The organism is Microbacterium azadirachtae (genome assembly GCF_025583665.1).
Taxonomy (GTDB): Bacteria; Actinomycetota; Actinomycetes; order Actinomycetales; family Microbacteriaceae; genus Microbacterium; species Microbacterium azadirachtae.
In genome coordinates, this window is sequence record NZ_CP099706.1 from 2,492,809 (window position 1) to 2,518,006 (window position 25,198).

Genomic DNA, 25,198 nt, shown 5'->3' on the forward strand with positions numbered 1-25,198 from the left:
GGTTACATGGTGCAACGCCTGAACGGACAGTGTCAAGTCGCACCGACCATTTCGTGTCCCTACCGTGACGCGGCGGACTCTCTCCCGCACAGCACCGGGACGACGGGCCCGAACTCCGGCACGGCCTCGCCGCGCAGCTGAGCGAGCAGGATGCGCACGGCGCGCCGGCCCAGCTCGGCGAAGTCCTGGTGCACGGTCGTCAGGGGCGGGGCGACGTGCGCGGCGACCGGGATGTCGTCGAAGCCGACCACACTGACATCGATCGGCACCCGCAGCCCCGCATCGCGGAAACCGTGCATCAGGCCGATCGCCATCAGGTCGTTCGCCGCGAACACGGCCGTGAAGTCGCGGCGGCGGGCCAGCTCCTGCCCCGCGAACCAGCCGAAGTCCGCCGTCCAGTCGCCGCGGATCGGCGGAATGGTCGGCAGATCGGCGTCGCGCATCGCGTCGAGGTAACCGCGCATGCGCGACTCCGCCTCGATCCAGTCCTGCGGTCCCGCCAGATGCAGGATGTCGCTATGCCCCAGCCGGATCAGGTACTCGGTGATCATCCGCGCGCCGGCCAGCTGGTCGGCGGAGTGGCTGAACCCGTCGGAGCCGGAGGCGGTCTGCAGGCTGACGAACGGCACGGACACCGCCATCCCCCGCAGCACGTTGAAGACGCGCACCTGCGGGGCGAGCACGACGATGCCGTCGACGGCCTCCCGCACGAGCTGCCGCACCGCCGCGCCGATCACCTCGGGCGTCGTGTCGGGCAGGTTCAGCGTGCTCACGGAGTAGCCCTCGGCGCGCGCCGCATCCTCGATCGCGGCGATCGAGGAGGTCGGCCCGAACTCCCCCGTGGTCGCCGACAGGATGCCCAGCATGTTCGACCGGCTCGTGGCGAGCGCGCGCGCCGCGACGTTCGGCCGGTAGTCGAGCACGCGGATCGCGTCGAGCACGCGCTCCTTGGTCTCCGGGCGGATGCTGGGGTGATCGTTGAGCACGCGCGAGACAGTCTGGTGCGAGACCCCGGCCAGTCGCGCGACGTCGCGGATGCTCGGCATGCGGGCGCGATCGGAGGAGGTGGACATGCAGAGCCTCCTCGATGTGCACGGTCACATGGATCTACCCCATTATGCGGGCCGAGTCCGGGCCGCGCACGTCGGGCGTCAGGATTCGGTCGACACCACGTGCGCGCCGCGCACCGGTCCGTGCGCACGCAGCGCCGTGCGCCCCTGCTCGCGCAGGCGCTCGGCGACGGCGTCCGCCCCCGTCGCGCTCTCGCAGAGGAACGCCACGGTCGGACCGGATCCCGAGACGATGCCGCCCACCACGGCCGTCGAGTCGCGCACCCGGTCGATGAGCTCCTCGAGCTGCGGCCTCAGCCGGAACGACCCCGCCTGCAGCTGATTGCGCAGGCTCTGGCCGAGTGCGAACGGGTCGCCCGACAGCAGCGCCTCGAAGAACGAGGGCGGCACCTGCACCGGATCCGCGCTGCGCCGCTGCGCATGCCCGGCGGGATCGGCCTGCAGATCCTCGGCCATCACCAGGTCGAACGCGCGGTACACGGAAGGCGTGGAGAGCCCCTCGTCGTCGAGCACCAGCACCCATTCGTACCGGCCGCGGGACAGCGCGGGAGTGAGCACATCGCCCCGCCCCGAGCCGACCGCGGTGCCGCCCATGAGGGCGAAGGGCACGTCGGCGCCGAGTCGCGCGGCGAGCTCGTGCAGCCGTCCGTGGTCGACGCCCGTGCGCCACAGCTCGTTGCACGCCACGAGCGCGGCTGCGGCGTCAGCGGAGCCTCCGCCCATGCCCCCCGCGACCGGCACGCTCTTGCGCACGTCGAGATGCACGCCGCCGTCGTATCCGGTGGCCGCGGCGAGCACCTTGGCCGCGCGCATCGCGAGGTTGCGGTCGTCGAGCGGCACCGCGTCGGGATCGGCCACGCCGGAGACGGCGATCGTGAAGTCGTCGGCCGGGGTGGCGATCACGTCCTCGTACAGCGAGACGGCCTGGAACACGGTCGACAACTCGTGATAGCCGTCCTCGTCGAGGTCGCCGACACCGAGGAAGAGGTTGATCTTGCCCGGTGCGCGCACGTGCACGCGCCGCACGTGCTCGTCGCCCGGCCGCTCCTCCGCGATGCTCATCCGGTCACAGCTCCGAGGAGACCGACCACAGGTCCACATCGAGTCCGGCGCCGGCGATGCGATCGATGCGCGCGATCTCCTCCGCGGTGAGCGCGGGGGCGTCGAGCGCTGCGAGGTTCTCGTCGAGCTGCGCCGGCCGGGAGGCGCCGATGAGCGCCGAGGCGACCACGCCGTCGCGGAGCACCCACTGCAGCGCGAGCTGGGCGAGGCTCTGCCCGCGCTCGCGGGCGAGGTCGTTCAGCGCCCGGAGGATCGCGAGGCCCTCGTCGCTGAGCGGCTTGTCCGGCAGGGATCCGCGCTTCTGGGCGCGCTGCGCGGTGCCGTCGCCGAGGTACTTGTCGGTGAGGAGTCCCTGCGCGAGCGGCGTGAAGGCGATCGCCCCCATGCCCTCCTCGCGGAGCGTCTCGGTGAGGCCGTCCTCCACCCAGCGGTTCAGGATGGAGTAGGACGGCTGGTGGATGACGAGGGGCGTGCCGAGCTCCCGGGCCACGTCCGCCGCCGCCTCCGTGCGCTCCGCGCTGTACGACGAGATCCCGACGTACAGCGCCTTGCCCTGGCGGACCAGCGTGTCGAGCGCCCCGACGGTCTCCTCGACGGGCGTCTCCGGATCCACCCGGTGCGAGTAGAAGATGTCGACGTAGTCCAGCCCCATCCGCGTCAGCGACTGCTCCGCACTGGCCAGGATGTACTTGCGGCTGCCGAGGTCTCCGTACGGCCCGGGCCACATGTCCCAGCCGGCCTTGGACGAGATGATCAGCTCGTCCCGGTAGGGCCGGAGATCCTCGGCGAAGATGCGTCCGAAGTTCTTCTCGGCCGAGCCGTAGGGCGGGCCGTAGTTGTTGGCCAGGTCGAAGTGAGTGATCCCCCGGTCGAAGGCGTGCCGCAGCAGCGCGCGCTGCTGGTCGAGCGGGATGTTGTCGCCGAAGTTCCACCACAGCCCCAGCGAGATCGCCGGCAGGTAGAGGCCCGAGGAGCCCACCTGCCGGAAATGGGCCCCCTCGTACCGGTCCGCCGCGGCGGTGTAGGGGCGGTGGATGTCGAGGACGTCTGGGCGGAAGCGCGGCTCGGTCACCGTCCCAGGTTAGCGGCGCAGCGCGACATCGCCTCCCCCTCTTCGGCGGTTTCCGGGGGCGGTCCGCACCTGTCGCAGACACCGGGGCGCTCGCCGATATCTCGGGAACTCGCTAGGATGATCGGCCAACCGCGGACCGAGCCCGATCCGCGTCCGATCACGCTCACCCCAGTGCGGATCACCACCCGAACAGTGCATTCGCCCGAGCGTGCGGCGACAGGAACTGTCATGCACTGGCCCCGGCGTACCCCTCTCGTCCTCCTCGCGGCGGGCGTGCTCTGCGTCTGCATCTCCGCTGCAGCGCTGACCACCTCCGACCCGCGATGGTGGCTGTCCTGCTTCAGCCGGCTCGGCGCGATGCAGGACGGATCGAGTGCGCTCTTCAACGGCGGGATGATGCTCGCCGGCGCCGTCATCGCCCTGAGCGCGTGGCCCGTCCGCCGGGGCCTCAAGGCCGCTTCCGCCGCGGGATTACCGGCGAACGGCGCCGTCCCCGTCGTCGTCCCCCTGCTCATCGTCGGCCTCGGACTGAGCCTGGCCCTGGTCGGCGTGCTGCCCCTGTCGTTCAACGTGTTCGCCCACGAGCGCGCGGCGAACGGGGCGCTCGCATCGTCGGCCGGGCTCCTGCTCATGCACCGGCTGCACCTGCGCGGCCTGTCGCGAACCCTCGACCGCCTGTCCCTCGGGGCGATCGTCGTCCTCGTCGTGGGGATGACGGCGCTGATCGCCGGACTGATCACGCTCACCGTGTTCGAGGCGCTCGCCTTCGGGTCGGTGATCGCGTGGCTGCAGACGCTCCAGAGCCGCGTGGAGCACCTCCGTCCCGTCGCCTCGCGCCCTTTCTCGGCAAACTCTCAGCATTTGACCTTGTCCCCCATTTGGGGGACAAGGTGATCCGGTGTTATTGTCAAGATCTCAGCTGAGGATGTCGATCGAGATCTGGGGACTCGGTCGACGTGAAGGTACCTCCAGTCGAAGTGACTGTGCCCTCTCGGGAACCCGAAACCCGAGGGGGCACAACTTCGTGGAGACGCGGATCCGGTCCGCTCAGTCCTGTCGCGCGGCCCGCGCGATGCGCTGGTAGTCGTCGACCGTGAGATCCTCTCCGCGCGCGGTCGGCGCGACTCCGGCGGCCTCGAGCACGGCCGATGCCTCCGCCGAGCTGCCGAACAGACCGGACAGCGCCTGACGCAGCATCTTGCGACGCTGGTTGAACGCGGCGTCCACGATCTCGAAGGTGCGGATCCGCTCCTCCTCGGTGCCCCGCGGCTCCGGGTCCCGCCGGAAGCCCACCAGCAGGCTGTCCACGTTCGGCACCGGCCAGAACACCTGCCGGGAGACCGTGCCGCACAGGCGCCACGGGCCGTACCAGGCGGCCTTCACGCTCGGTGCGCCGTAGATCTTCGATCCGGGCTTCGCCGCCAGACGCTCCGCGACCTCGGCCTGCACCATCACCACGCCCCGGGCGAGGTACGGGAAGGTCTCCAGGAAGTGCAGCAGCACGGGCACCGAGACGTTGTACGGGAGGTTCGCGACGAGCACCGTCGGCTCCCCCGGCAGCGATGTCACGCGCATCGCATCGGCGTCCACCACGGTCAGCGCGCCCTCCGGCACCCCCCGGTCCACGACGGTCTGCGGGAGCCGCGCGGCCAGGCGGTGATCGATCTCGACCGCCGTCACGCTCGCCCCGGTCTCCAGGATCGCGAGGGTGAGGGATCCGAGGCCCGGGCCGACCTCGACGACGCGCTCCGAGGGCTGCACCTCCGCCGCCTGCACGATCTTGCGCACCGTGTTGGCGTCGACGACGAAGTTCTGGCCGAGCTTCTTGGTGGGCGTCACGTCGAGTTCGGACGCGAGCCGGCGAATGTCGGCGGCGCCGAGCAGGGAGACGGTCATCTGACCATTGTCCCCCACGCTCGATAGTCTTCTCGGATGCCCTCGATCGGTGAACTCGTCGCGCCACGGCGCATGGGCAGGGACTTCCGCTGGCTCCTCGCCTCCAGCTGGACCAGCAACGTCGGCGACGGCGTCGCCCTCGCCGCCGCTCCCCTGCTCATCGCGTCGATGACGTCGTCGCCGATCCTCGTCGCCGCAGGCGCCATCCTGCAGTTCCTGCCCTGGCTCGTGTTCGGCCTCCATGCCGGGGCGATCGCCGACCGCTTCGACCGCCGCCGGCTCGTGATGGCGGCCAACGCCGCGCGCGCCGTCGTGCTGCTCGCCCTGTGCGCCTTCCTCGTGACCGGCACGGCGAACATCTGGATCGTGCTGGCCTCCGCGTTCCTCTACGGCACCGCCGAGGTGTTCGTCGACACCGCCGGATCCACGCTGCTTCCCATGCTCCTGAAGCCCGCGGATCTCGGTCTCGGCAACGCCCGGCTGCAGGCGGGCTTCCTGGTCGCGAACCAGTTCGCCGGCCCTCCGCTCGGCGCGTTCCTGTTCGCCGCGGGGCACGCCTGGCCGTTCCTGCTCGAGGCGGTCTGCGTGAGCCTGGCGGTCGTGCTCATCTCCCGGATCGCGCGGACGCCGGTACCTCCGCGCTCCACGGCCGGGTCCGGCGACGACCTCGGCGGCGCGGAGGCGGGCACGCGCGGGTCCGGCGCGAAGGTGCACACCGACACTTCGACAGGCTCAGTGCATCGCATCGCCGAGGGGCTGCGCTGGCTGTGGCGCAACCCGCCGGTGCGGACGCTCGTGCTCATCATCCTGCTGTTCAACGTGACCTGGGCGGCGCCGTGGGGCGTGCTGGTGCTGTACGCGACCGAGCACCTCCACATGGGCGCCGTCGGCTACGGCATGCTCACCACGGCGTCCGCCGCGGGCGGCCTGCTGGCCACCCTGAGCTTCGGCTGGCTGGAGCGCCACGTGTCGTTCGCGACCATGATGCGGGTCTGCCTCTCCCTCGAGGTCGTCATGCACCTCGCGTTCGCCCTGACCACGCAGGGCTGGATCGCCCTGACCATCATGTTCGTGTTCGGCTTCTACGCGTTCATCTGGGGCACGATCTCGACGACCGTGCGACAGCGGCTCGTCCCGCACGAGCTGCAGGGACGCGTGTCCTCCGTGAACTCGGTCGGAGTGTTCGGCGGCATGGTGATCGGGCAGGCGCTCGGCGGCGTGATCGCGCAGACGTGGGGGCTCACCGCGCCATGGTGGTTCGCCTTCGCCGGCGCGGCCGTCACCCTGCTCTTCGTCTGGCGGCCGATCTCGCAGATCGTCTCCGCCCGGCCCGTGGTCGACGAGGTTCAGGCGAACGAGCCGTAGACCTCGAGCGTGTTCGCGGCGATCTGCGCGCCGAGCTCGTCCGGCTCGACACCGAGCTCCGCGGCCATGAACCGCACCGTGAGCGGAACGAGGTACGGCGCGTTGGGACGCCCGCGCAGAGGCACCGGCGTGAGGAACGGCGCGTCCGTCTCGACGAGGATCCGCTCCCTCGGCGTGACCTCGAGCGCATCGCGGAGGTTCTGCGCGTTCTTGAACGTGACGTTGCCGGCGAACGACAGGTAGTAACCGGCGTCGGCGCAGATCCGTGCCATCGCAGCGTCGCCGGAGAAGCAGTGGAACACCGTCCGCTCGGGCGCGCCGACGCGCTGCAGCGTCTCCAGCACGTCGTCGTGCGCATCGCGGTCATGGATCTGCATCGCGATGCGGTGCTTCTTCGCGAGGGCGATGTGCGCTTCGAAGGACGCGTGCTGGGCGGCGCGTCCCGGCTCCTCGGTGCGGAAGTAGTCGAGCCCGGTCTCCCCGATCGCGCGGGTGCGCGGGTGCGCCGCGAGCTCGTCGATCACGGAGAGCGCCTCGTCGAGCCGCCCCGCCTCGGCGTAGGCCGGCGCGTCGTTGGGATGGATCGCGACGGCCGCCAGCACCCGCGGATCCGCCTCGGCCGCCGCCACCGCCCATCGCGACGAGTCGATGTCGCCCGAGGCCTGCACGACGCCGAGGATGCCGACCGCCTGCGCGCGGTCGAGCTGCTCGGTGAGCGTGAGCGACTCGTCGCCGTCCGCGATCTCGAGGTGGCAGTGATTGTCGTACACCGGCACCGTGAGAGGCTCGGGCAGCGGCGGATACCGCAGGTCCTTCCGCCCGTCCGCGGCGCGTTCGCGCACGTACGTCTCGGGAATGGCGTCGCTCATGCGGATCGGCTCAGGCCGTCGCCTCGATGCGCGGGAACAGCGGGGCGAGGGCCTGCACCTGCGTGCCCGCGGGCAGCTGCCCCCAGCGCCCCGCGTCGCGCAGCGGCTGCGCCGTGAGCGCGCCGAGGCCCGCGGAGGCGCCCAGGGCGTCCCACAGCTTCGCGGTCGACTGCGGCATGACCGGGGAGAGCAGCACGGCGAGCGCGCGCAGCCCCTCGGCGCACGTGTACAGGACCGTGCCGAGGCGCTCCTTCTGCTCCTCGTCCTTGGCGAGCGACCACGGCTCGTTCTCCGTGATGTACCCGTTGAGCGCGTCCACGATGGTCCACACGTCGGCGATGGCCTCGTCGATCCGGAACCGCTCGACGGCGGCATCGGCGTCGGCGGCGGCCTTGGCCACGATCTGCTGCACGGCGAGATCCTGCGCGGCGTACTCGCCGGCTGCCGGCACGACCCCGCCGAAGTAGCGCTCGATCATGGCGATCGTGCGCGACGCCAGGTTGCCGAACCCGTTCGCCAGCTCGGCCTGATAGCGCGCCGACAGGTCCTCCCAGGAGAAGGATCCGTCCTGCCCGAAGGCGATCGCGGAGAGGAAGTAGAACCGGTAGGCGTCGGATCCGAACACGTCGGTGATCTCGGTCGGCGCGATACCGGTGAGCTTCGACTTCGACATCTTCTCGCCGCCCACGAGGAGCCAGCCGTGCGCGAACACGCCCTTGGGGACCTCCAGGCCCGCCGCCATCAGCATGGCCGGCCAGATGACCGCGTGGAAGCGCAGGATGTCCTTGCCGACCACGTGGTAGGCCGGCCAGCGGCGGGCGAAGAGCTCCTCGTCGGAGCCGTAGCCGACGGCGGTCGCGTAGTTGAGCAGCGCGTCCACCCACACGTAGATGACGTGCGACGTGTCCCACGGCAGCGGGATGCCCCAGTCGAACGTCGAGCGCGAGATCGACAGATCCTTCAGCCCCTGCGAGACGAACGAGACGACCTCGTTGCGCGCCGAGTCGGGACGCACGAAGTCGGGCTCCGTCTTGTACAGCTCGAGCAGGCGGTCCTGGAACTCGCTGAGCTTGAAGAAGTAGTTCTTCTCCTGCAGCAGCTCGAGCGGCTTCGAGTGGATCGCGCACACCTTGAGGCCCTCGAACGGACCGGTGCCGTCGACGATCTCCGACTCGGGCTTGAACTCCTCACAGCCCACGCAGTACAGCGCCTCGTACTCGCCGGCGTAGATGTAGCCCGCGTCGTAGAGCTTCTGGAAGAACACCTGCACGTTGCGCTCGTGCCGCTCCTGCGTGGTGCGGATGAAGTCGTCGTTGGCGACGTCGAGCGTCGTGAGCAGCGGGAACCAGCTCTCGCTGACGAGCTTATCCACCCACTCCTGCGGCGTGACGCCGTTCGCGGCCGCGGCGCGCAGCATCTTCTGGCCGTGCTCGTCGGTGCCGGTGAGCATCCAGGTGTCATCGCCCGACTGGCGGTGCCAGCGCGCGAGGGTGTCCACGGCGACGCTGGTGTAGCCGTGCCCGATGTGGGGCACGTCCGACGGGTAGTAGATCGGCGTGGTGATGTAGAAGGACTCGCCTGCGGGCATGCGTTCGATTCTAGGCGGGATGCGCGGGCCGGTTCGGACGATGACGACGGGCAGGCCTGCAGCCCCCACGCCTCCGGCTCAGACGCTCGCCCTTCGTTCGGCGATCACGGCGCCGTGCGGACGGACGCTCCCCGCGGCACCGGGCTCGCGCTCGCGACGTTCGGCGTGCACGACCGCGAGCCCCGCGTCGCCGAGCAGGACGGTGAGCGCGTCGGCCGACCAGTAGTGCGCCGTCGTGATCGCGTGCGCGAAGGGCTCGCCCGGCGGGCCGTCGAAGAATCCGATCAGCATCCGTCCGCCGGGGGCGAGCACGCGCCCGAGCTCGGCGATCACCGCGGGGAGCTCGTCCGGAGGCAGGTGGATCAGCGAGTACCAGGCGAGGACCCCGCCGAAGGCCTCGTCCGCGAACGGCAGGTCGCGGACCGAGGCAGCCTCGAACCGGAGAGCCGGATGGCGCTCCCGGGCCGCGGCGAGGAACTCCGCGGACACGTCGAGGCCGATGACGTCCCGCCCGGCCCCGGCGAGGAACGCGGTCCACAGCCCTGGCCCGCAGCCGGCATCCAGCAGCGAGCCCGGGGTCTCGTCCCGCCAGCGCGCGATGAGCGCCACGTCGGCGCGCTCCATCTGGTCGAGGCTCCCGATCAGCGCGATGTACTCGGCCGCACGCGCGTCGTACGCGGCCGCCACCTGCTCGTCCCGCATCCCCACAGCGTGCCCCGCGCCCCGGACGCTCGGCCTGCGCCCCGCCGTCAACACGGCGTTCGCGCGGTCGAAACCTGCTGACGCGTCGCAATACGGCGCAGCGCCGACAGGAATGAGCAGCGCGAGCGGACGCACCGCGAGTCAGCGGGCGGCGAGCGCCGCCTGGTACAGGTCCCGGGAGCCGAGCCCGGTGGCGGCGGCGACCTCCGCGCACGCCTCCTTGAGGCGCACCCCCGAGGCGACCAGCGCCTGCACCTGCGCCAGGGCATCCTCCGCCGACACCTCCCGCGGAGCGGCTCCTTCCACGACCACGACGATCTCGCCCTTCACGCCGTGCTCCGCCCACGCGGCGAGCTCGGCGGCGCCGCCGCGGCGCACCTCCTCGTAGAGCTTGGTGAGTTCGCGGCACACCGCCGCGCGCCGGTCGTCGCCGAACACCGCGGCCATGTCGCCCAGGGTCGCCGCCAGACGCGACGGCGACTCGAAGAAGACCATCGTGCGGGGTTCCGTCGCCAGTGCGGTCAGGGCCGAGCGCCGCTCGCCCGGCTTGCGCGGCAGGAAGCCCTCGAAGGTGAACCGGTCGGTGGGCAGCCCGGACACGGCGAGCGCGGTGACGACGGCGCTGGGCCCGGGGATCGCCGTCACCGTCACCCCGCGCTCGGCCGCCGCGGCGACCAGCCCGTAGCCGGGATCGCTCACGGTGGGCATGCCGGCGTCGCTGAGCACGACGAGATCCTGCGACTCGGCGAGCTCGGCGAGCTCGCCGGCCTTGGCCTTCTCGTTGTGGTCGTGCAGGGCGATCAGACGCGGCCGGTTCGCGATGCCGAGGGCCTGGAGCAGCCGCTGCGTGGTGCGGGTGTCCTCCGCGGCGATGACCGTCGCGTTCTCCAGCACCTCGACGAGGCGGCGGGACGCGTCGCCCAGATTTCCGATCGGAGTGGCCGCGAGGATGATCACCCGCCCCAGCATAGGCTGAGCGGGTGACCGCGCCCCTGCTGCCGGCCCTCGACGGCCGGCACGACGACCGCCCGACCGCCTGGGAACGGCTGCGCGACGCGTGGCTGGAGGATCCGGCGCGGCTCCGCCTGATCAGCTGGCTCGCGCCCGTCCTCGTCACGCTGCTCGCGGCCGTGCTGCGGATCGCGGGGATCGCGCATCCGCACACGATCGTCTTCGACGAGACCTACTACGTCAAGGACGCCTGGTCGCTCTGGGTGCACGGCTACGAGGCCACCTGGGGCGACAAGGCGAACGAGCTGTTCGCGACCGGCGACACCGGTGCCCTGCAGACCGCCGGCGCCTTCGTGGTGCACCCTCCGCTCGGCAAGTGGCTGATCGCCCTCGGCATCGCGGCGTTCGGTCCCGGTTCCAGCTTCGGCTGGCGCATCTCCACGGCGGTCATCGGCACGCTCACGGTGCTGGTGGTCTACCTGCTGGCCAAGGCGCTGACCCGGTCGGTCGCGGCGGCCACGCTCGCGGGTCTCCTCCTCGCCGTCGACGGGCTGGGCATCGTGCTCAGCCGGATCGGCCTGCTCGACGGGATCCTCACCTTATTCGTCGTGCTCGGGATCCTCTTCCTCGTCTACGACAGGCAGCGGGTGATGCCACGGCTCGAGGAGCGCGCCTCGCATGAGCGCGGCGACGCCCCGACGCTGTGGGGCAGGGTGTTCTGGCGCCGTCCCTGGGTCGTGATGGCGGGCATCGCGCTCGGTGCCGCGACCAGCGTGAAGTGGTCGGGCGCCTATGTGCTGGCCGCCGCCGGCATCTACCTCGTGATCACGGACGCCCTCGCGCGTCGCCGCGCCGGTGTCGCCCTCTGGCCGACCGACGCGGTGCTGCGCCAGGGACCGGCGAGCTTCCTGCTTCTCGTGCCGGCCGCCGCGGCCGTGTACCTCGCGTCCTGGAGCGGATGGTTCCTCACCGGAGGCGGCTACGATCGCAACGCGGTGGCCGGCAACGCGCTCGCCTCCTGGGCCAAGTACCACTCCGACATCCTGGCGTTCCATGTCGGGCTCACGTCGTCGCATCCCTATGCGAGCCCCGCCTGGCAGTGGCCGCTGCTGATCCGTCCGACCGCGTTCTGGGTGGGCGGGCAGGACGCCCCGTGCTTCGGCACCGACCACTGCATCGGCACGATCACCTCGATCCCGAATCCGCTCATCTGGTACCTCGGCGTCGCGGCCGCGGTGTACCTGCTGGTGCGGTTCGTGCGCGGGCTCGTGCGGCGATCGCCCATGCCGTGGAGCTACGCGATCCCGCTCGTGGGTCTCGCCGCGACGTACCTGCCGTGGCTGGCCTTCCCCGAGCGCACGATCTTCCAGTTCTACACGGTGGTGATGGCGCCGTTCCTGATCCTCGCGCTCGTGCTGGCGCTGCGCGACATCGCCGGGATCCGGAGCGCGCCGCGCCATCGCCGGCAGGCCGGCCAGCGCACGGTCGTCGTGATCGTGGTGCTGATCGTGCTGCTCAGCGCGTTCTACTACCCGCTCTGGATCGGTCTGCCCGTGCCCTGGTGGTTCTGGCAGGCCCACAACTGGATGATCACCTGGATCTGACATGCGCATCCTCGACACCGTCGACGAGACCCTGATCGCCCAGCTGCGCGCGCAGGGCGAGTTCTTCTGGCTCGACCTCGTCTCGCCCTCCGCCGCGGAGGTGCAGCAGCTCGGCCAGCTGCTCGGCTGGCATCCGCTCTCGATCGAGGACACCCAGCGGATGGGCCAGCGGCCCAAGCTCGACGTCTACGGCGAGGGCGCACTGCTCGTGCTTCAGGCCGCCGTCGAGGTGCATCCGGAGGACGAGAACGACCACCCGCTCGAAGAGGTGCACTGCCACCTCAGCGGCGAGTTCATCGTGACGGTGCACGGCGAGCGCTTCCAGGATCTGCGTCAGGTGCGCACCCTCCTGGAGCGCTCGACGGCGCCGAAGACCGAGCGCTACTACGTCTACAAGATCATCGACGTGATCGTGGACAGCTATTTCCCCGTGCTCGCCGACCTCGACGAGGAGATCAACGACCTCGAGGACGCGATCGTCGCCGGAGCCGGCCGGCACGAGCTCGAGGAGACCTTCCGCCTGAAGCGGCTGCTGCTCAAGCTGCGCCGCGCCGTCGTGCCGATGCGCGACCTGTTCGCTCGGCAGGCCGAGGTCATCACGGATCTGGCGGGGCTCGAGGCCGACAGCCACGACTACTTCCGCGACATCTACGACCACCTCATCCGGATCACCGACGAGCTCGACGGCTACCACGAGATGGTCGCCGGATGCACCGACCTGTATCTGTCCACGGTCGCGAACCGTCAGGGCGAGACGTCCAAGCAGCTGGCGATCGTCGCCTCGATCTTCCTGCCCCTGAGCTTCCTCACCGGTTTCTTCGGCATGAACTTCGACTGGGCGATCGCACACGTGCTGAGCGGGCCGTGGTCGTTCTTCCTGCTCGGCCTCGGATCGATGGCGCTGTCGGCCGGCCTGATGTGGTGGTGGTTCCGCCGCAAGGGCTGGACCGGGAACGACGAGTAGCCCGATGGCGGCACCGTCCGGATTCTCGTACTCCCTCCGCGGCGACGACGTCGTGATCGCGCATCGCGGCGTCACCGCGGCGGTCCTGCGCGGACGCCGCGCCGTCGAGTTCCTGGATCAGGTGCAGACGGAGGAGCCTCAGTTGCTCATGGCCCGCATCACCGGGAACTACCGGCGCGGCAACGAACGCGCCGCCCGGCGGCATCCGCGCAACGCGGGCTGAGCCCGTCCGGGCGGCGCCCCGCCGTCACCCCCGCGCCGCGTGCTCGACGAGGGGCAGCACGCGCCCGCTGAGGTGCGTGCGCATCGCGATCGAGCTCGCCGTGCGCGCGACGCCGGGCACGAGCGCGATCCGGTCCAGCACCTCCTGCAACTGCTCCGCGCTGTGGGCGACGAGGCGCAGCTGCATGTCGCTCGCCCCGGTCACCGTGTACATGTCGACCACCTCCGGGATCGCCGAGGCGAGCGCTTCCGCGACGTCGTCGTGGCCGACTTTCTGATCGATCTCCACCTGGCAGAAGGCGGTCAGCGCGTAGCCGAAGCCGCGCGGGTCGATGCGCGGCACGATGCCCTCGATCACGCCGTTCTCGTGCAGACGCGCGAGCCGGCTGGTGACCGTGCCGCGCGCCACGCCGAGCCGGCGGGCGCACTCCAGCACGGGCAGCTGCGGCTCATCGGTGAGCAGCCGGATCAGGGCCGCGTCGAGGGCATCGATGCGCATGTCAGCTCCGGAACACGTCGTCGGCGGAGTCCTTGAGCACGCCGGGCCGCGACAGCCCGCGGGTGAGCCGCGCCACCACGAGCAGCACGACCGTGAGAGCGATCGTGAGGAGCAGCTGGGTGCGCGCGCCCGCATCGAACATCGTCAGCACGATCACCGCGCCGAGCAGCACGAGCGTCACGATCGACAGGCCGGGGAAGCCCCACATCCGCATCGGCAGGACGATGCCTGCGGCATCCGCACGCCGACGCAGGATGAACTGCGCGAGCGCCGTCGCGGTCCACATGATCAGCAGCGTGGATCCGACCACGTTCAGCAGCGCCGGGAGCACCTGCTCGGGCCAGATCCAGTTGAGGATCACCGTGGCGAATCCGAACGCGACCGAGCTCAGCACGGCGACGCGCGGCACGCCGGCGACGCTCGTGCGGGTGAGGGCGAGCGGGGCCAGACCGCGCTCGCCGAGCGAGAACGCCATGCGGGAGGCGCCGTAGATGTTCGCGTTCATCGCCGAGAGCAGCGCGATGATCACGATGAGGTCCATCACGAGCCCGACGCCGGGAACCTTCAGCGTGTCCAGCACGGCCGAGAAGGGCCCCGCCAGCACGTCCTTCGAGTTCCACGGCAGCACCGCGACGATCACGAAGATGGATCCGACGTAGAAGACCAGGATCCGCACCATCACCTGGCGGACGATCCGGCTGATGTTGCGCGACGGGTCGTCCGACTCGGCGGCGGCGATCGCGACGACCTCGGTGCCGCCGAACGCGAACACCACGATCAGCAGGGCGCCCGCGATGCCGGCGATCCCGGTGGGCGCGAAGCCGCCGTGGTCGGTGAGGTTGCCGATGCCGGTGGCCGGCGTCCCGGGGATGAGCCCGACGATCGCGAGCACGCCGACGACGAGGAACGCGATGATCGCGGCGACCTTGATCGCGGCGAACCAGAACTCGAACCGCCCGTAGTTGCGCACGCCGAGCAGGTTCACGACGGTGAGCGCGAGCATGAACAGCAGCACCCACGCCCACTCCGGCAGCCCGGGGAAGCGGTGGGCGACGATGCCCGCGGCGCCGGTCGCCTCGGCCGCGATCACGACGACGAGCTGGATCCAGTACAGCCAGCCCACCGCGCTGCCGACGCTGCGTCCCATGGCCTTCTGCGCGTACGAGCTGAAGGCGCCGGAGGACGGGTTGGCCGCGACCATCTCGGCGAGCATCGCCATGACGAGCACGACGATGGTGCCGGCGACGAGGTACGAGACGATGACGGCGGGGCCGGCGATGCCGATGGCCTGTCCCGAGCCGACGAACAGGCCGGCCCCGATCGCGCCGCCGAGGCCCATCATCGAGATCTGGCGGCGGGTGAGCCCGGGATGCAGGCCCTTGGTCGTGGTGGTGGTCAGGGGCACTTCGGTGGTCATGCGGTCGCCTCCTCGCGAACGGCTGCGGTGTCGGGGATCTGGTCGATGACGGGGACCGCGCGGAGCGCGGCCGCGACGCGGTCCACGTCCTCCGCGGAGCCGGCCGAGATGCGGACGCCCTCGCCGGAGAAGGTGCGGGCGACGACGCCGCCGGTGTGCAGGAGCTCGTCGAGCTCGACCGAGCGCTCCCCCGCCGGCACCCAGACGAAGTTCGCCCGGGAGGCGACGGCGGGCCAGCCCGCGTCGACGAGGATCCGCTGCAGGCGGTCGCGCTGCGCGGTGACCTCCGCGATACGCAGCGCGAGCTCGTGCTGCGCATCGAGGGATGCGACCGCGGCGGCCTGGGCGAGGTCGGTGACCCCGAACGGCACCGCGACCTTGCGCTGCGCGGCGGCGATCGCCGCCGGCGCGATCGCGTAGCCGATGCGGAGGCCGGCGAGCCCGTAGGCCTTGGAGAAGGTGTGCAGCACGGCCACGTGCGGGTAGCGGCGGAACAGTTCCAGCCCGGCACCGCGCCCGGGATCCGTCGCCGTCGTCGCGGGCCCGAAGTACGCCGAGTCATCGAAGTGCACGTACGCCTCGTCGATCACCACGAGCACGTCCCGCGGCACGGCGTCCACGAAGCGCTCCAGCTCCTCGGGTCCCACGACCGTGCCGGTGGGGTTGTTCGGGTTGCACACGAAGATCAGCCGCGTGCGGTCGGTGATCGCCGCGAGCATGGCGTCGAGGTCGTGGCGGTGCTCACGGTCGAGCGGCACCATCACGGGGGTCGCGCCGGCCACGCGCACGAGCGAGGGATACGCCTCGAACGAGCGCCAGGCGAACATGACCTCGTCGCCCTCGCCGGCCGTGGCGTGGATGAGCTGGGCGGCGAGCTCGACCGAGCCCGCCCCCACCGTCACCAGATCCGGGGCGACGCCGTAGCGCTCGGCGAGGCGGCCGATGATCTCGGGGGCGGTCATCTGCGGATAGCGGTGGAGGGATCCGAGGCGGTCGGCGATCGCCGCGACGACCGACGGCAGCGGCGGGTGCGGCGACTCGTTGGAGGAGAGCTTCGAGGCTCCGGCCGGAGCGGAGCGGCCCTGCCTGTAGGCGGGCACCGCGTCGAGACGCGGATGCGGCGACGGCGTGGTCGAGGTCGGGGACACGGGAGAGGTCATCGTCGAGAGTGCGTCCTTGCTGCGTTCGGTCGTGCCTGCGGAGGGCGCACGTCGGGCGGCAGGGCCGAGCGGCGACGTCGCCGGGGGTCGGGCCACTGTATCCACAGTCCGACGTGCTGGACAAACGGTGCAGCCGGATCTGCGCAGTGCGCACAGTCTGTCCGCCACATCTCGGGATCATCTGAGCAGACTGTCCAGCCCGCGCGTGCGAACCTCAGCGCTCCACAGGCACCAGCGCCGGATCCGAGACAGGCAGCCGGCATACGAAGCCTCGGCAGTCGTGCACCACCTCGGCGACCTCGTCTCGCTGCTCGAACAGGGTGAAGCCGGCCGCGGCGAAAGCCCGCACCTGGGCCGGGGCGAGCACCGCCACGACGTCGGCGTCGGCGCGCCGTGCGGCGGCGGCGAGCGCGCCGCGGCCATCGGCGGTGACCGCGACGACCTGACGCGGCTGCCGGGCGAGGCCGGCCGCCACGCGCAGCAGCGCTCCATACCCGAACGGCTGCTGGAGGGCGCGCTGCGCCCTCGCCTCGACGAGCGCGACGGCCCGCTCCCGGTGCCGCTCCCCCGCGCCCAGCCGCCAGGCGGTGAGCTCGGCCGCGGCGAGCGCGGCCGCACCGGACGGCAGATCGCCGTCGCCGTCCTCGGCGGAGACCGGGATGGCGTGACCGGCGAGCACGGGATCGGCCTGCGCCGGTGCCGCGAGCACGTCGAGGGCCTGCACGGCCCATCCGGCGTCGCCCGTGGCCAGCGCGAGCGCGAACAGCCCCTGGGCGAGGAGCCCGAGGTCGGCCTCGGTGGCGACGGCCGCAGAGGCGGTCCCGTCGAGGGACGTGCGCACCAGGCGCCCCGCGGCGTCGCGGTTGACGGCGAGGACGACGTCGGCGGCGCGCGCGGCCGCCGCGACCCAGGACGGTTCGCCGAGGGCGTCGCCGGCGCGCGCGAGCGCCGCGATCGCGAGTCCGTTCCAGCCGGTGATCACCTTGCCGTCGACCGCCGGGGGCTGCAGCCCGGCGCGCTCGGCGACGGGGCGCCGGTAGTAGCCGCCCTCGCTGCGCTCGCCGTCGATCCAGGACTCCGAGTCCTGTGCGGCGCCGAAGCCGCCCTCGGGGCGCTGCAGCACGGTGAGCAGGAACTGCGCCGCACCGCGGGCGACGTCTTCGCGGCCCGCGTCGAGAGCGGTGTCGAGCAGCTGGGCGTTGTCGGCGAGCATGCGCTCGTAGTGCGGCACCGACCAGTCCTGCTGCGTCGCGTAGCGGAAGAAGCCGCCGTCCTCGTCGCGCAGCTCGGACGCCGCCATGGCGTCGAGCGCGCGATCCACGACGTCGCCGCGTCCGACCGCCTGCAGGAAGCGCAGCGTGGTGGCGACGGGGAACTTCGGCGCCGTGCCGAAGCCGCCGTGGCGCCGGTCCTCGCGCGCGGCGATCGCCGCGGCGGCCGCGGACAGCTCGGCCTCGCCGGGCAGCGCGGTCGGCTCCGCATGCACGAGCGACGCGAGCGCGTCGGCGACCGCGCCGGCCTGCGCCTCCACCTCCTCACGGCGATCGGTCCACGCCTCGCGGACGGCGGCCAGCACGGTGCGGAACGCCGGGATCGGGCCCCGTGGGACGGGCGGGAAGTAGGTGCCCGCGTGGAACGCGCGCCCGGTCGGTGTCGTGAAGACGGTGAGGGGCCAGCCCAGGTCCCGGGTGAAGGCCGACGCGGCCGCCAGGTACGCGGCGTCGACGTCCGGGTGCTCCTCGCGGTCTACCTTGATCGCCACGAACCCTCGGTTGAGCTCCTCCGCCGTCGCCGGATCCTGGAACGACTCCCGCGCCATGACGTGGCACCAGTGGCAGGTGCTGTAGCCGATGGAGATCAGCACCGGCACGTCCCGACGCCGCGCCTGCGCGAACGCCTCCTCGCCCCAGGGATACCAGTCCACGGGGTTGTCGGCATGCGCACGCAGGTAGGGGCTCCCTGTGTCCGCGAGGCGGTTGCTCATGCCTCCACGCTACGCCGCGCGGATCCCTGAGGCCCGTCCAGCGAGGGGCGCATCGACGGGACGAGGCGCGGGCGTCAGTTGACCTCGTCCGGGTGGGACGCGACGCGACCGGATCCGTCACCGGGATCGAGCGCGGAGATCGCGGCGAACTCGACGTCGCTCAGCGCGAAGTCGAACACGTCCAGGTTCTCGCGCAGGCGCTCGGCGCGCACCGACTTCGGGAACACGATGTTCCCCTTCTGCAGGTGCCAGCGCAGCACGACCTGCGCCGGGGACTTGCCGTGCGCCGCCGCCGCGTCCGCCACGGCGGGCACGCCGAACAGGTCGTACTTGCCCTGGCCGAGCGGTCCCCAGGCCTCGATCTTCACGTCGTGGTCTCGGGCCCAGGAGGCGACGTCGCGCTGCTGGTACGCCGGGTGGAGCTCGATCTGGTCCACCGCGGGAACCACGCCGGTCTCGGCGACGATGCGCTCGAGGTGGGGCACGAGGAAGTTCGAGACGCCGGCGGAACGAGCAAGGCCCCGGTCGCGGATCCCGACGACCTTCTCCCAGGCGTGCACGTAGTTGTCGCGCGCCGGGGTGGGCCAGTGCACGAGGTAGAGGTCGACGTGGTCGAGGCCGAGACGGTCCAGGCTCTCCTGGATCGCGGCGTCGGGCTCGTCGCCGTCGTGGCGGTCGTTCCAGAGCTTGGTCGTCACGAACAGCTCGTCGCGCGGGATGCCGCTCTTCGCGATGGCGGTGCCGACGCCCTCCTCGTTGCCGTAGATGGCGGCGGTGTCGATGTGCCGGTAGCCGATCTCGAGCGCCTCGCTCACCGTGCGCTCGGTGTCGGCCGGGTCGACCTTGAAGACGCCGTAGCCGAGCTGAGGGATGGTGTTGCCGTCGTTGAGCAGGATTCCGGGAATCGTCGTCATGCCCCCAGCCTAGGATCCCTCCGCGGCGCGAAGGGCCGGGTCGCCGGACGTCGCCGTGCCGACCGCCTCCTTGCAGGGCGGCCTCAGTGGGCGGCGTGCGTCTCGGTCGCCTCTCCGAGCGACGGAGCGAGCGCCGCATAGGCACGCGTGGCGAGGGCCGCGGGCGATCCCGCGCCGTGCACGCCGGCGGTGGATCGCGCCCATTCCTCGAGGCCGATGCGGATCGCCTCGGTCGCCGCCGCGGCGAGGATCCGCGCCTCGAGCCGGTCGTGGCCGCCGCGCTCGGAGATGAGGGCGACGAGCCGCTCCTCGGACTCGTGGTTCACCCGGTGCCACACCGCGCGGAGCTCGCGGTCGTCGTCGAGCGCGCGCAGCAGCGGGCGCATGCGGGCGAGGGCGTCGGCGTCCTCCGGCGAGCCGGGTGTCAGCTGCGCAGCGAGCACGCCCGGGATCGCCGTCGCCGGATCCTCCTCCGCCGCGCGGAGGGCCGCCTGCCAGCGCGCCGCGCCGATCTCGAGGAACGGGGCGACCGCGTCCTCCTTCGTCGCGAAGTAGCGGTAGAACGTGCGCAGCGACACGCCGGCGGCCTCGGCGATCTCCGCCGCCGTGACGCCGGCCACGCCCCGGTCGGCGAACAGCCGGGCGGCCTCGGCCGCGATCTCGTTCGCGGTCTCGGCCTTGCGGCGGGACATGAGACCGGGAGGCGTCTGCATGGTCCGAGCGTACGGGAATACCTTCCGTTTCATGGTGTTGTGTGTCAATATGACACGTTGTGCCATTTAGGCACGACGAGACTCCAGAGGAAGAAGGATTCGACATGAACCGCTACGAGGGACGCCGCGCACTGGTCACCGGCGGCGGATCCGGCATCGGACAGGCCACGGTGCTGCGCATGCTCGCCGAAGGCGGGCGTGTGGTCGCCGCCGACGTCAGCGCCGCCGGACTCGCGGACACCGTCGCCAAGGCCGGGGATGCCGCGGATCGCCTGACGACCGTCGAGGTGAACATCGGCGACGAGGCGTCCGTGCGCGCCGGGGTGGCCGCCGCGGTCGAGGCGCTCGGCGGGCTCGACGTGCTCGTGAACGCCGCGGGCATCCTGCGCTCCTCGCACACTGCGGAGACGACGCTCGAGCAGTTCCAGCAGGTGATCCAGGTCAACCTGGTCGGCACGTTCCTGATGATCCGCGAAGCCATCCCCGCGCTCCTGGAGGGCACGGACGCCGCCGTCGTGAACTTCAGCTCGACCTCGGCGATGTTCGCGCATCCGTACATGGCCGCCTACGCGGCGAGCAAGGGCGGAGTCCAGTCGATGACGCACGCCCTGGCGGCGGAGTACGCGAAGCAGGGCATCCGCTTCACCGCCGTGCAGCCCGGGTCGATCTCCTCCGGCATGACCGACGGATCCGGCCAGAGCAAGCAGAGCCAGGGTCCCGGCCTGCCCGAGGACGCCGACATGAGCCTGTTCATGAAGCTCGCCCCGGCCATCGGTCAGGGGTTCGCGGGCCCCGAGTCGGTCGCCGGCGTGGTCGCGATGCTCGCCAGCGCCGACGGCGCCTTCATCACCGGCACCGAGGTGCGCATCGACGGCGGCACCCACTTCTGACCCGGGCTCTCGACGCTCGCTCGGGGGACGGGTCCCCCTCGGTCCCCCGGGCGGGCGCAGCGAGACGACGGGCGCTCGCGAGACCGGATCCGACTCTCACCCGTGCGGCGCGTTAGGCTGGAGGGCTATGTCCGCGCCCGTCATCTCCTATCCGCCGGAACTTCCGGTCAGTGCGGCGCGCGACGAGATCGCCGCGGCCGTCCGCGACCACCAGGTTGTCGTCGTCGCGGGCGCGACCGGATCCGGCAAGACCACCCAGCTGCCGAAGATCCTGCTCGAGCTGGGCCGCGAGCGCATCGCGCACACGCAGCCGCGCCGTCTCGCCGCGCGGACGATCGCCGAGCGGATCGCGGAGGAGCTGCGGGTGCCCCTCGGCGGACTCGTCGGATACAAGGTGCGCTTCACCGACCAGGTGTCGGACGAGACCCGGATCGCGCTCATGACGGACGGGATCCTGCTCAACGAGATCCACCGCGACCGGCTGCTGCGCCGCTACGACACGATCATCATCGACGAGGCGCACGAGCGCTCCCTCAACGTCGACTTCCTGCTCGGCTACCTGCACCGGATCCTGCCCGAGCGCCCCGACCTCACGGTGATCATCACCTCGGCGACGATCGACCCGCACAGCTTCGCGAAGCACTTCGCGGACGCCGAGGGCGAGCCCGCGCCGGTGATCGAGGTCTCCGGCCGCACCTATCCGGTCGAGATCCGCTACCGTCCGCTGGTCGACGACGCCCCCGCCTCGGAACACGACGCAGGAGATTCCGGGCCCGGATCCCCCTCGACCGGGCGAAACAGCCCGGCTCTCCTGCGTTCTGCGCGGGGGAAGCGGGAGGCCGAGCCCGAGGACGAGGTCACCGCGATCGTGCGCGCCCTGCAGGAGCTCGACCGCGAGGAGCGCGGCGACGTGCTCGTGTTCCTCCCCGGCGAGGCGGAGATCCGCGACGCCGCCGACGCGATCCGCGGGGCCTACCGCTCGCAGACGGCGCCGGTCGAGGTGCTGCCCCTGTACGGGCGCCTCTCGGCCGCGGAGCAGCACCGGGTGTTCGAGCCGTCCACGGTGGCCGGCCTGAGGCGCCGCGTCGTGCTTGCCACGAACGTGGCCGAGACGAGTCTCACCGTGCCGGGGATCAAGTACGTGATCGACACCGGCACGGCCCGCATCTCGCGGTACAGCAGCCGTTCCAAGGTGCAGCAGCTGCCGATCGAGGCCGTGTCGCAGGCGTCCGCGAACCAGCGCTCCGGCCGCGCCGGACGCACCAGCCCCGGCATCGCGATCCGTCTCTACGGCGAGGACGACTTCGACAGGCGCCCCGAGTTCACCGAGCCGGAGATCCTGCGCACCTCGCTCGCCGCCGTCGTGCTGCAGATGCTGAGCCTCGGCTTCGGCGACATCGCGGATTTCCCGTTCCTCACACCCCCGGAGTCCCGCGACGTGCGCTCCGCGTTCGACCTGCTCGTCGAGCTCGGAGCCGTGCGCGTCGGACGCGGCTCCGACGAGCCGCCGCGGCTCACCCGGATCGGGCGCGACATCGCCCGCATGCCGATCGATCCCCGTTTCGCGCGCATGCTCGTCGAAGCGGTGCGGACGGACGTGACCGCACCCGTGCTCGCGATCGTCGCCGGGCTGTCGATCCAGGACGTGCGCGAGCGCCCCTCCGCCGACGCACCACAGGGGGTGCGCGACGAGGCGGAGCGGATGCACGCCCGGTTCGCGGATCCGACCAGCGACTTCCTCTCGATCCTGAACCTGTGGAACCACCTGCGCGAGCAGCAGCGCGAGCTCGGATCCAGTGCGTTCCGCCGACTCTGCCGCGCCGAGCACCTGAACTACGTCCGGGTGCGCGAGTGGTTCGACGTGCACCGCCAGCTGCGCACCCTCGTGAAGGCCGGGCGCGAGGCCGACACCGGCGCCGCCGCTCCCGAGGCGGTGCATCGCGCGCTGCTCGCCGGACTGCTCAGCCACATCGGGATCCTGGACGAGCGCACCCTCACCAAGGGGCCGCCGGCCAAGGGCGGGCAGAAGGACCAGAAGCGTCGGGTCGCCGAGTACCGCGGCGCGCGCGGGATCCGGTTCTCGCTGTTCCCCGGGTCGGCCCTGCGCCGTTCGGGACGCCTCAAGGACCAAGCCTCGGGGACCGGGGCGCCGCGCGCGGTCATGGCGGCCGAGATCGTGGAGACGTCGCGCACGTTCGCGCGCACCGCGGCCGCGATCGACCCGGCCTGGGCCGAGGCCCTCGCCGGCGATCTCGCCAAGCGGCAGATCTCAGAGCCGCACTGGTCGAAGGAGGCGGGCGCCGCCGTCGCGTTCGAGAAGGTGACCCTGTTCGGCGTGGAGCTCGTCGCCCGCCGCCGGGTGCAGTTCGCCCGGATCGACCGGCCGGCCGCCCGCGAGCTGTTCGTGCGCCACGCGCTCGTCGAGGGCGAATGGGATCCGAGCCGGATCGACAAGCGCGTCTCGGCGTTCTGGCGCAGCAACGCCGAGCTGCGCCGCCGCCTGGAGAAGCTCGAGGAGCGCGAGCGGCGGCGTGACATCCTCGTCGGCGACGAGGCGGTGTTCCGCTTCTACGACGAGCGGATCCCGGCCGAGGTCTTCGACGTGCGCTCGTTCGAGGCATGGTGGCGCGAGGCGCTCGCCACCACCCCGAAGCTGCTCATGATGCGCGAGAGCGATCTGCTCGACGACGACGAGCGCGCCGACCAGCGCGACTTCCCCACCCGCTGGACGCAGGCGGACCAGGTCCTGGGGCTCGCCTACCGGTTCGAGCCGGGCGCGCCCGACGACGGCGTCAGCGTGGTCGTCCCCCTCGCCCTGCTGCAGCAGGTGAAGGACGCGGGTTTCGACTGGCAGGTGCCGGGACTGCGCGCCGAGCTCGTGACCGCCCTGCTCCGCGCCCTTCCCAAGGCGATCCGTCGGCACGTCGTCCCCGCTGCGGACTGGGCCGAGAGATTCGGCGCGGAGCTCGCCCCCGACGCCCCCGAGGCGCATTCCGGCCTGCCGCCGCGGAGCCTGCGCGAGGCGCTCGCACGGCTCATCCAGCCTCTCGCGAACCAGCCGATGTCGGCCGCCGACTTCGATCTGGAGCGCGTGCCCGCGCACCTGCGGATGAACTTCCGCGCCGTCGACGAACGCGGCCGCGTCGTGGGATCCGGCCGGGAGCTGGTCGCGCTCCAGCGCGACCTCGCCGATCGCTCCCGGGCGAGCGTCGCCCGCACGATCGAGCGCGGCCCGGACGCCGGCCGCCCCGCACGGGGCAGAGCCGCCGCGGACGTCGCCCGTGCCGCCGATCCTCCCGCCCCCGCGGCGCGCGACGGCCTCACCGCCTGGGACGTCGGAGACCTCCCGGAGGTGCTCGACACCCGGGTGGCCGGCGGCGTGGTGCGCGGCTACCCGGCCCTCGTCGATCAGGGGAAGACCGTGTCGCTGCGCGTCGAGGCGACCGCCGAGGCAGCCCGGGCCGCGACCCGCGGCGGCGTGCTGCGCCTGGTGCTGCTCGGCATCCCCTCCCCCGCCTCCTACGTCCAGGATCACCTGACCAGTCCGGAGAAGCTCGCGCTCGCCGCTTCGCCCTATCCGAACGTCGCCGCCCTCGTCGAGGATGCGCGCGCCGCGGTCGCCCGGGCGGCGATCGACCGGCTCACCGGCGGATCCGGGATCGTGCGCACCGAGGCGGAGTTCACCCGGGTGCGCGACGGCGTCTCCGCGATCGTCGTGGACGAGCTTTTCGCGCTCGTGTCGCTCGTGGCCCGGATCCTGACGAAGGCGCGCGAGGTCGAGCGGGCGATGAAGGGGCAGAACTCCCTCGCCCTGCTCGGAACGCTGAACGACATCCGCGGCCAGCTCGCCGGCCTCCTCCCGAACGGCTTCATCTCGAGCGCGGGAGCCGAGCGCCTCGCCCACTACCCGCGCTATCTGGACGGGATCCTCGATCGCCTGCGCACGCTGGCCGACGCGCCGGGCAAGGACCGCACCCGGCTCACCGAGTACGAGCGCATGGCGCAGCAGTTCGCGGACGCCGGCGGCACGATCCCGCTCGCGGCGGACGCGGAGCCCCGGCTGACCGAGGTGCGCTGGCTTCTCGAGGAGTATCGGGTCAGCCTGTTCGCGCAGCGCCTCGGCACCGCGCAGCCCGTCTCACCGCAGCGGATCGTGAAGGCGCTCGCCGAGCGCTGACCCCGCCGTCCCCGCCGCGACCGTTGCGCCCGATGACGGACACGGCCCCGCCGCATCGGGCCCGTCGTAGCCTGGATCC

Annotated in this window: 21 protein-coding genes; 7 read left to right on the forward strand and 14 right to left on the reverse strand. The window is 71.8% G+C overall.

The window, feature by feature from the left end; genetic code table 11:
• Nucleotides 1-59: 59 nt before the first annotated feature.
• The 3 genes from NFX31_RS11830 to mgrA form a co-directional block, all read right to left on the reverse strand.
• The gene (locus tag NFX31_RS11830; RefSeq protein ID WP_045251211.1) at nt 60-1,073 is read right to left on the reverse strand and encodes a LacI family DNA-binding transcriptional regulator; all 1,014 of its coding nucleotides are present in this window, start codon (nt 1,071-1,073) and stop codon (nt 60-62) included.
• 78 nt (nt 1,074-1,151) lie between these two features.
• Nucleotides 1,152-2,132: a 4-(cytidine 5'-diphospho)-2-C-methyl-D-erythritol kinase gene (locus tag NFX31_RS11835; protein WP_091479132.1), complete on the reverse strand. Its 981-nt coding sequence runs from the start codon at nt 2,130-2,132 to the stop codon at nt 1,152-1,154.
• 4 nt (nt 2,133-2,136) lie between these two features.
• The gene (gene mgrA / locus NFX31_RS11840) at nt 2,137-3,204 is read right to left on the reverse strand and encodes an L-glyceraldehyde 3-phosphate reductase (protein WP_045251213.1); all 1,068 of its coding nucleotides are present in this window, start codon (nt 3,202-3,204) and stop codon (nt 2,137-2,139) included.
• A 228-nt stretch (nt 3,205-3,432) separates the two neighbouring features.
• On the opposite strand from mgrA, the gene NFX31_RS11845 reads away from it, so the two are divergent.
• A complete protein-coding gene (locus NFX31_RS11845; RefSeq protein WP_045251214.1) occupies nt 3,433-4,098 on the forward strand; it encodes a hypothetical protein in 666 nt (221 codons plus the stop codon).
• 153 nt (nt 4,099-4,251) lie between these two features.
• Here NFX31_RS11845 and rsmA read toward each other — a convergent pair whose 3' ends face one another.
• A complete protein-coding gene (rsmA, locus tag NFX31_RS11850) occupies nt 4,252-5,100 on the reverse strand; it encodes a 16S rRNA (adenine(1518)-N(6)/adenine(1519)-N(6))-dimethyltransferase RsmA (RefSeq protein WP_045251215.1) in 849 nt (282 codons plus the stop codon).
• Nucleotides 5,101-5,136: 36 nt separating this feature from the next.
• Here rsmA and NFX31_RS11855 point away from each other — a divergent pair, with 36 nt between their 5' ends.
• On the forward strand, nt 5,137-6,465 hold the full coding sequence (locus tag NFX31_RS11855; RefSeq protein ID WP_262955813.1) for an MFS transporter: 1,329 nt from the start codon (nt 5,137-5,139) through the stop codon (nt 6,463-6,465).
• Here NFX31_RS11855 and NFX31_RS11860 read toward each other — a convergent pair.
• The 4 genes from NFX31_RS11860 to rsmI all read right to left on the reverse strand — a co-directional run bounded on the left by NFX31_RS11860 (nt 6,447) and on the right by rsmI (nt 10,581).
• Nucleotides 6,447-7,334 carry a TatD family hydrolase gene (locus NFX31_RS11860; protein WP_045251217.1) on the reverse strand — a complete coding sequence of 296 codons (888 nt, stop codon included), beginning with the start codon at nt 7,332-7,334 and terminating at the stop codon, nt 6,447-6,449. The genes NFX31_RS11855 and NFX31_RS11860 overlap by 19 nt on opposite strands.
• A 10-nt stretch (nt 7,335-7,344) precedes the next feature.
• Nucleotides 7,345-8,922, reverse strand: a complete 1,578-nt coding sequence (metG, locus tag NFX31_RS11865) for a methionine--tRNA ligase (RefSeq protein ID WP_045251218.1) — start codon at nt 8,920-8,922, stop codon at nt 7,345-7,347.
• Between the two features lie 78 nt (nt 8,923-9,000).
• Complete coding sequence (locus NFX31_RS11870; protein ID WP_262955814.1) at nt 9,001-9,624, reverse strand: class I SAM-dependent methyltransferase; 624 nt, start codon at nt 9,622-9,624, stop codon at nt 9,001-9,003.
• A 141-nt stretch (nt 9,625-9,765) separates the two neighbouring features.
• Nucleotides 9,766-10,581, reverse strand: a complete 816-nt coding sequence (gene rsmI / locus NFX31_RS11875) for a 16S rRNA (cytidine(1402)-2'-O)-methyltransferase (RefSeq protein ID WP_045251291.1) — start codon at nt 10,579-10,581, stop codon at nt 9,766-9,768.
• A gap of 23 nt (nt 10,582-10,604) precedes the next feature.
• Between rsmI and NFX31_RS11880 the strand changes: the two genes are divergently transcribed.
• The 3 genes from NFX31_RS11880 to NFX31_RS11890 are packed head-to-tail and all read left to right on the forward strand — an operon-like array spanning nt 10,605 to nt 13,366.
• Entirely contained in the window at nt 10,605-12,179 is a 1,575-nt protein-coding gene (locus NFX31_RS11880) for a dolichyl-phosphate-mannose--protein mannosyltransferase (protein WP_262955815.1), read from the forward strand.
• 1 nt (nt 12,180) lies between these two features.
• Nucleotides 12,181-13,143, forward strand: coding sequence for a magnesium/cobalt transporter CorA (gene corA, locus NFX31_RS11885; protein WP_045251220.1), 963 nt, complete (start codon nt 12,181-12,183; stop codon nt 13,141-13,143).
• A 4-nt stretch (nt 13,144-13,147) separates the two neighbouring features.
• The gene (locus tag NFX31_RS11890; protein WP_045251221.1) at nt 13,148-13,366 is read left to right on the forward strand and encodes a hypothetical protein; all 219 of its coding nucleotides are present in this window, start codon (nt 13,148-13,150) and stop codon (nt 13,364-13,366) included.
• Between the two features lie 24 nt (nt 13,367-13,390).
• Here NFX31_RS11890 and NFX31_RS11895 read toward each other — a convergent pair whose 3' ends face one another.
• The 6 genes from NFX31_RS11895 to NFX31_RS11920 all read right to left on the reverse strand — a co-directional run bounded on the left by NFX31_RS11895 (nt 13,391) and on the right by NFX31_RS11920 (nt 20,052).
• Nucleotides 13,391-13,864, reverse strand: coding sequence for an Lrp/AsnC family transcriptional regulator (locus NFX31_RS11895; RefSeq protein ID WP_045251222.1), 474 nt, complete (start codon nt 13,862-13,864; stop codon nt 13,391-13,393).
• Nucleotide 13,865: 1 nt separating this feature from the next.
• On the reverse strand, nt 13,866-15,281 hold the full coding sequence (locus NFX31_RS11900) for an amino acid permease (RefSeq protein WP_091479146.1): 1,416 nt from the start codon (nt 15,279-15,281) through the stop codon (nt 13,866-13,868).
• Nucleotides 15,278-16,441 (reverse strand): histidinol-phosphate transaminase, encoded by a 1,164-nt coding sequence (locus tag NFX31_RS11905; RefSeq protein ID WP_262955816.1) that lies wholly within the window; start codon nt 16,439-16,441, stop codon nt 15,278-15,280. The genes NFX31_RS11900 and NFX31_RS11905 overlap by 4 nt, the downstream gene beginning before the upstream one ends.
• Before the next feature lie 214 nt (nt 16,442-16,655).
• Nucleotides 16,656-18,425 (reverse strand): thioredoxin domain-containing protein, encoded by a 1,770-nt coding sequence (locus tag NFX31_RS11910; RefSeq protein WP_262955817.1) that lies wholly within the window; start codon nt 18,423-18,425, stop codon nt 16,656-16,658.
• A 74-nt stretch (nt 18,426-18,499) separates the two neighbouring features.
• Nucleotides 18,500-19,339, reverse strand: coding sequence for an aldo/keto reductase (locus tag NFX31_RS11915; protein WP_262955818.1), 840 nt, complete (start codon nt 19,337-19,339; stop codon nt 18,500-18,502).
• An 83-nt stretch (nt 19,340-19,422) separates the two neighbouring features.
• Entirely contained in the window at nt 19,423-20,052 is a 630-nt protein-coding gene (locus NFX31_RS11920; RefSeq protein WP_262955819.1) for a TetR/AcrR family transcriptional regulator, read from the reverse strand.
• Between the two features lie 104 nt (nt 20,053-20,156).
• Between NFX31_RS11920 and NFX31_RS11925 the strand changes: the two genes are divergently transcribed.
• On the forward strand, nt 20,157-20,942 hold the full coding sequence (locus tag NFX31_RS11925) for an SDR family NAD(P)-dependent oxidoreductase (protein WP_045251227.1): 786 nt from the start codon (nt 20,157-20,159) through the stop codon (nt 20,940-20,942).
• 127 nt (nt 20,943-21,069) lie between these two features.
• Entirely contained in the window at nt 21,070-25,119 is a 4,050-nt protein-coding gene (gene hrpA / locus NFX31_RS11930; RefSeq protein WP_420847412.1) for an ATP-dependent RNA helicase HrpA, read from the forward strand.
• The last annotated feature ends 79 nt before the right edge of the window (nt 25,120-25,198 follow it).

What these genes read in the sequence shown, in the direction of transcription:
- NFX31_RS11830 (WP_045251211.1), bottom strand. Translation starts at nt 1,073, where the DNA reads ATGTCCACCTCCTCCGATCGCGCCCGCATGCCGAGCATCCGCGACGTC.
- NFX31_RS11835 (WP_091479132.1), bottom strand. Translation starts at nt 2,132, where the DNA reads ATGAGCATCGCGGAGGAGCGGCCGGGCGACGAGCACGTGCGGCGCGTG.
- NFX31_RS11845 (WP_045251214.1), top strand. Translation starts at nt 3,433, where the DNA reads ATGCACTGGCCCCGGCGTACCCCTCTCGTCCTCCTCGCGGCGGGCGTG.
- rsmA (WP_045251215.1), bottom strand. Translation starts at nt 5,100, where the DNA reads ATGACCGTCTCCCTGCTCGGCGCCGCCGACATTCGCCGGCTCGCGTCC.
- NFX31_RS11855 (WP_262955813.1), top strand. Translation starts at nt 5,137, where the DNA reads ATGCCCTCGATCGGTGAACTCGTCGCGCCACGGCGCATGGGCAGGGAC.
- NFX31_RS11860 (WP_045251217.1), bottom strand. Translation starts at nt 7,334, where the DNA reads ATGAGCGACGCCATTCCCGAGACGTACGTGCGCGAACGCGCCGCGGAC.
- metG (WP_045251218.1), bottom strand. Translation starts at nt 8,922, where the DNA reads ATGCCCGCAGGCGAGTCCTTCTACATCACCACGCCGATCTACTACCCG.
- NFX31_RS11870 (WP_262955814.1), bottom strand. Translation starts at nt 9,624, where the DNA reads ATGCGGGACGAGCAGGTGGCGGCCGCGTACGACGCGCGTGCGGCCGAG.
- corA (WP_045251220.1), top strand. Translation starts at nt 12,181, where the DNA reads ATGCGCATCCTCGACACCGTCGACGAGACCCTGATCGCCCAGCTGCGC.
- NFX31_RS11890 (WP_045251221.1), top strand. Translation starts at nt 13,148, where the DNA reads ATGGCGGCACCGTCCGGATTCTCGTACTCCCTCCGCGGCGACGACGTC.
- NFX31_RS11895 (WP_045251222.1), bottom strand. Translation starts at nt 13,864, where the DNA reads ATGCGCATCGATGCCCTCGACGCGGCCCTGATCCGGCTGCTCACCGAT.
- NFX31_RS11900 (WP_091479146.1), bottom strand. Translation starts at nt 15,281, where the DNA reads ATGACCACCGAAGTGCCCCTGACCACCACCACGACCAAGGGCCTGCAT.
- NFX31_RS11905 (WP_262955816.1), bottom strand. Translation starts at nt 16,441, where the DNA reads ATGACCTCTCCCGTGTCCCCGACCTCGACCACGCCGTCGCCGCATCCG.
- NFX31_RS11910 (WP_262955817.1), bottom strand. Translation starts at nt 18,425, where the DNA reads ATGAGCAACCGCCTCGCGGACACAGGGAGCCCCTACCTGCGTGCGCAT.
- NFX31_RS11915 (WP_262955818.1), bottom strand. Translation starts at nt 19,339, where the DNA reads ATGACGACGATTCCCGGAATCCTGCTCAACGACGGCAACACCATCCCT.
- NFX31_RS11920 (WP_262955819.1), bottom strand. Translation starts at nt 20,052, where the DNA reads ATGCAGACGCCTCCCGGTCTCATGTCCCGCCGCAAGGCCGAGACCGCG.
- NFX31_RS11925 (WP_045251227.1), top strand. Translation starts at nt 20,157, where the DNA reads ATGAACCGCTACGAGGGACGCCGCGCACTGGTCACCGGCGGCGGATCC.
- hrpA (WP_420847412.1), top strand. Translation starts at nt 21,070, where the DNA reads ATGTCCGCGCCCGTCATCTCCTATCCGCCGGAACTTCCGGTCAGTGCG.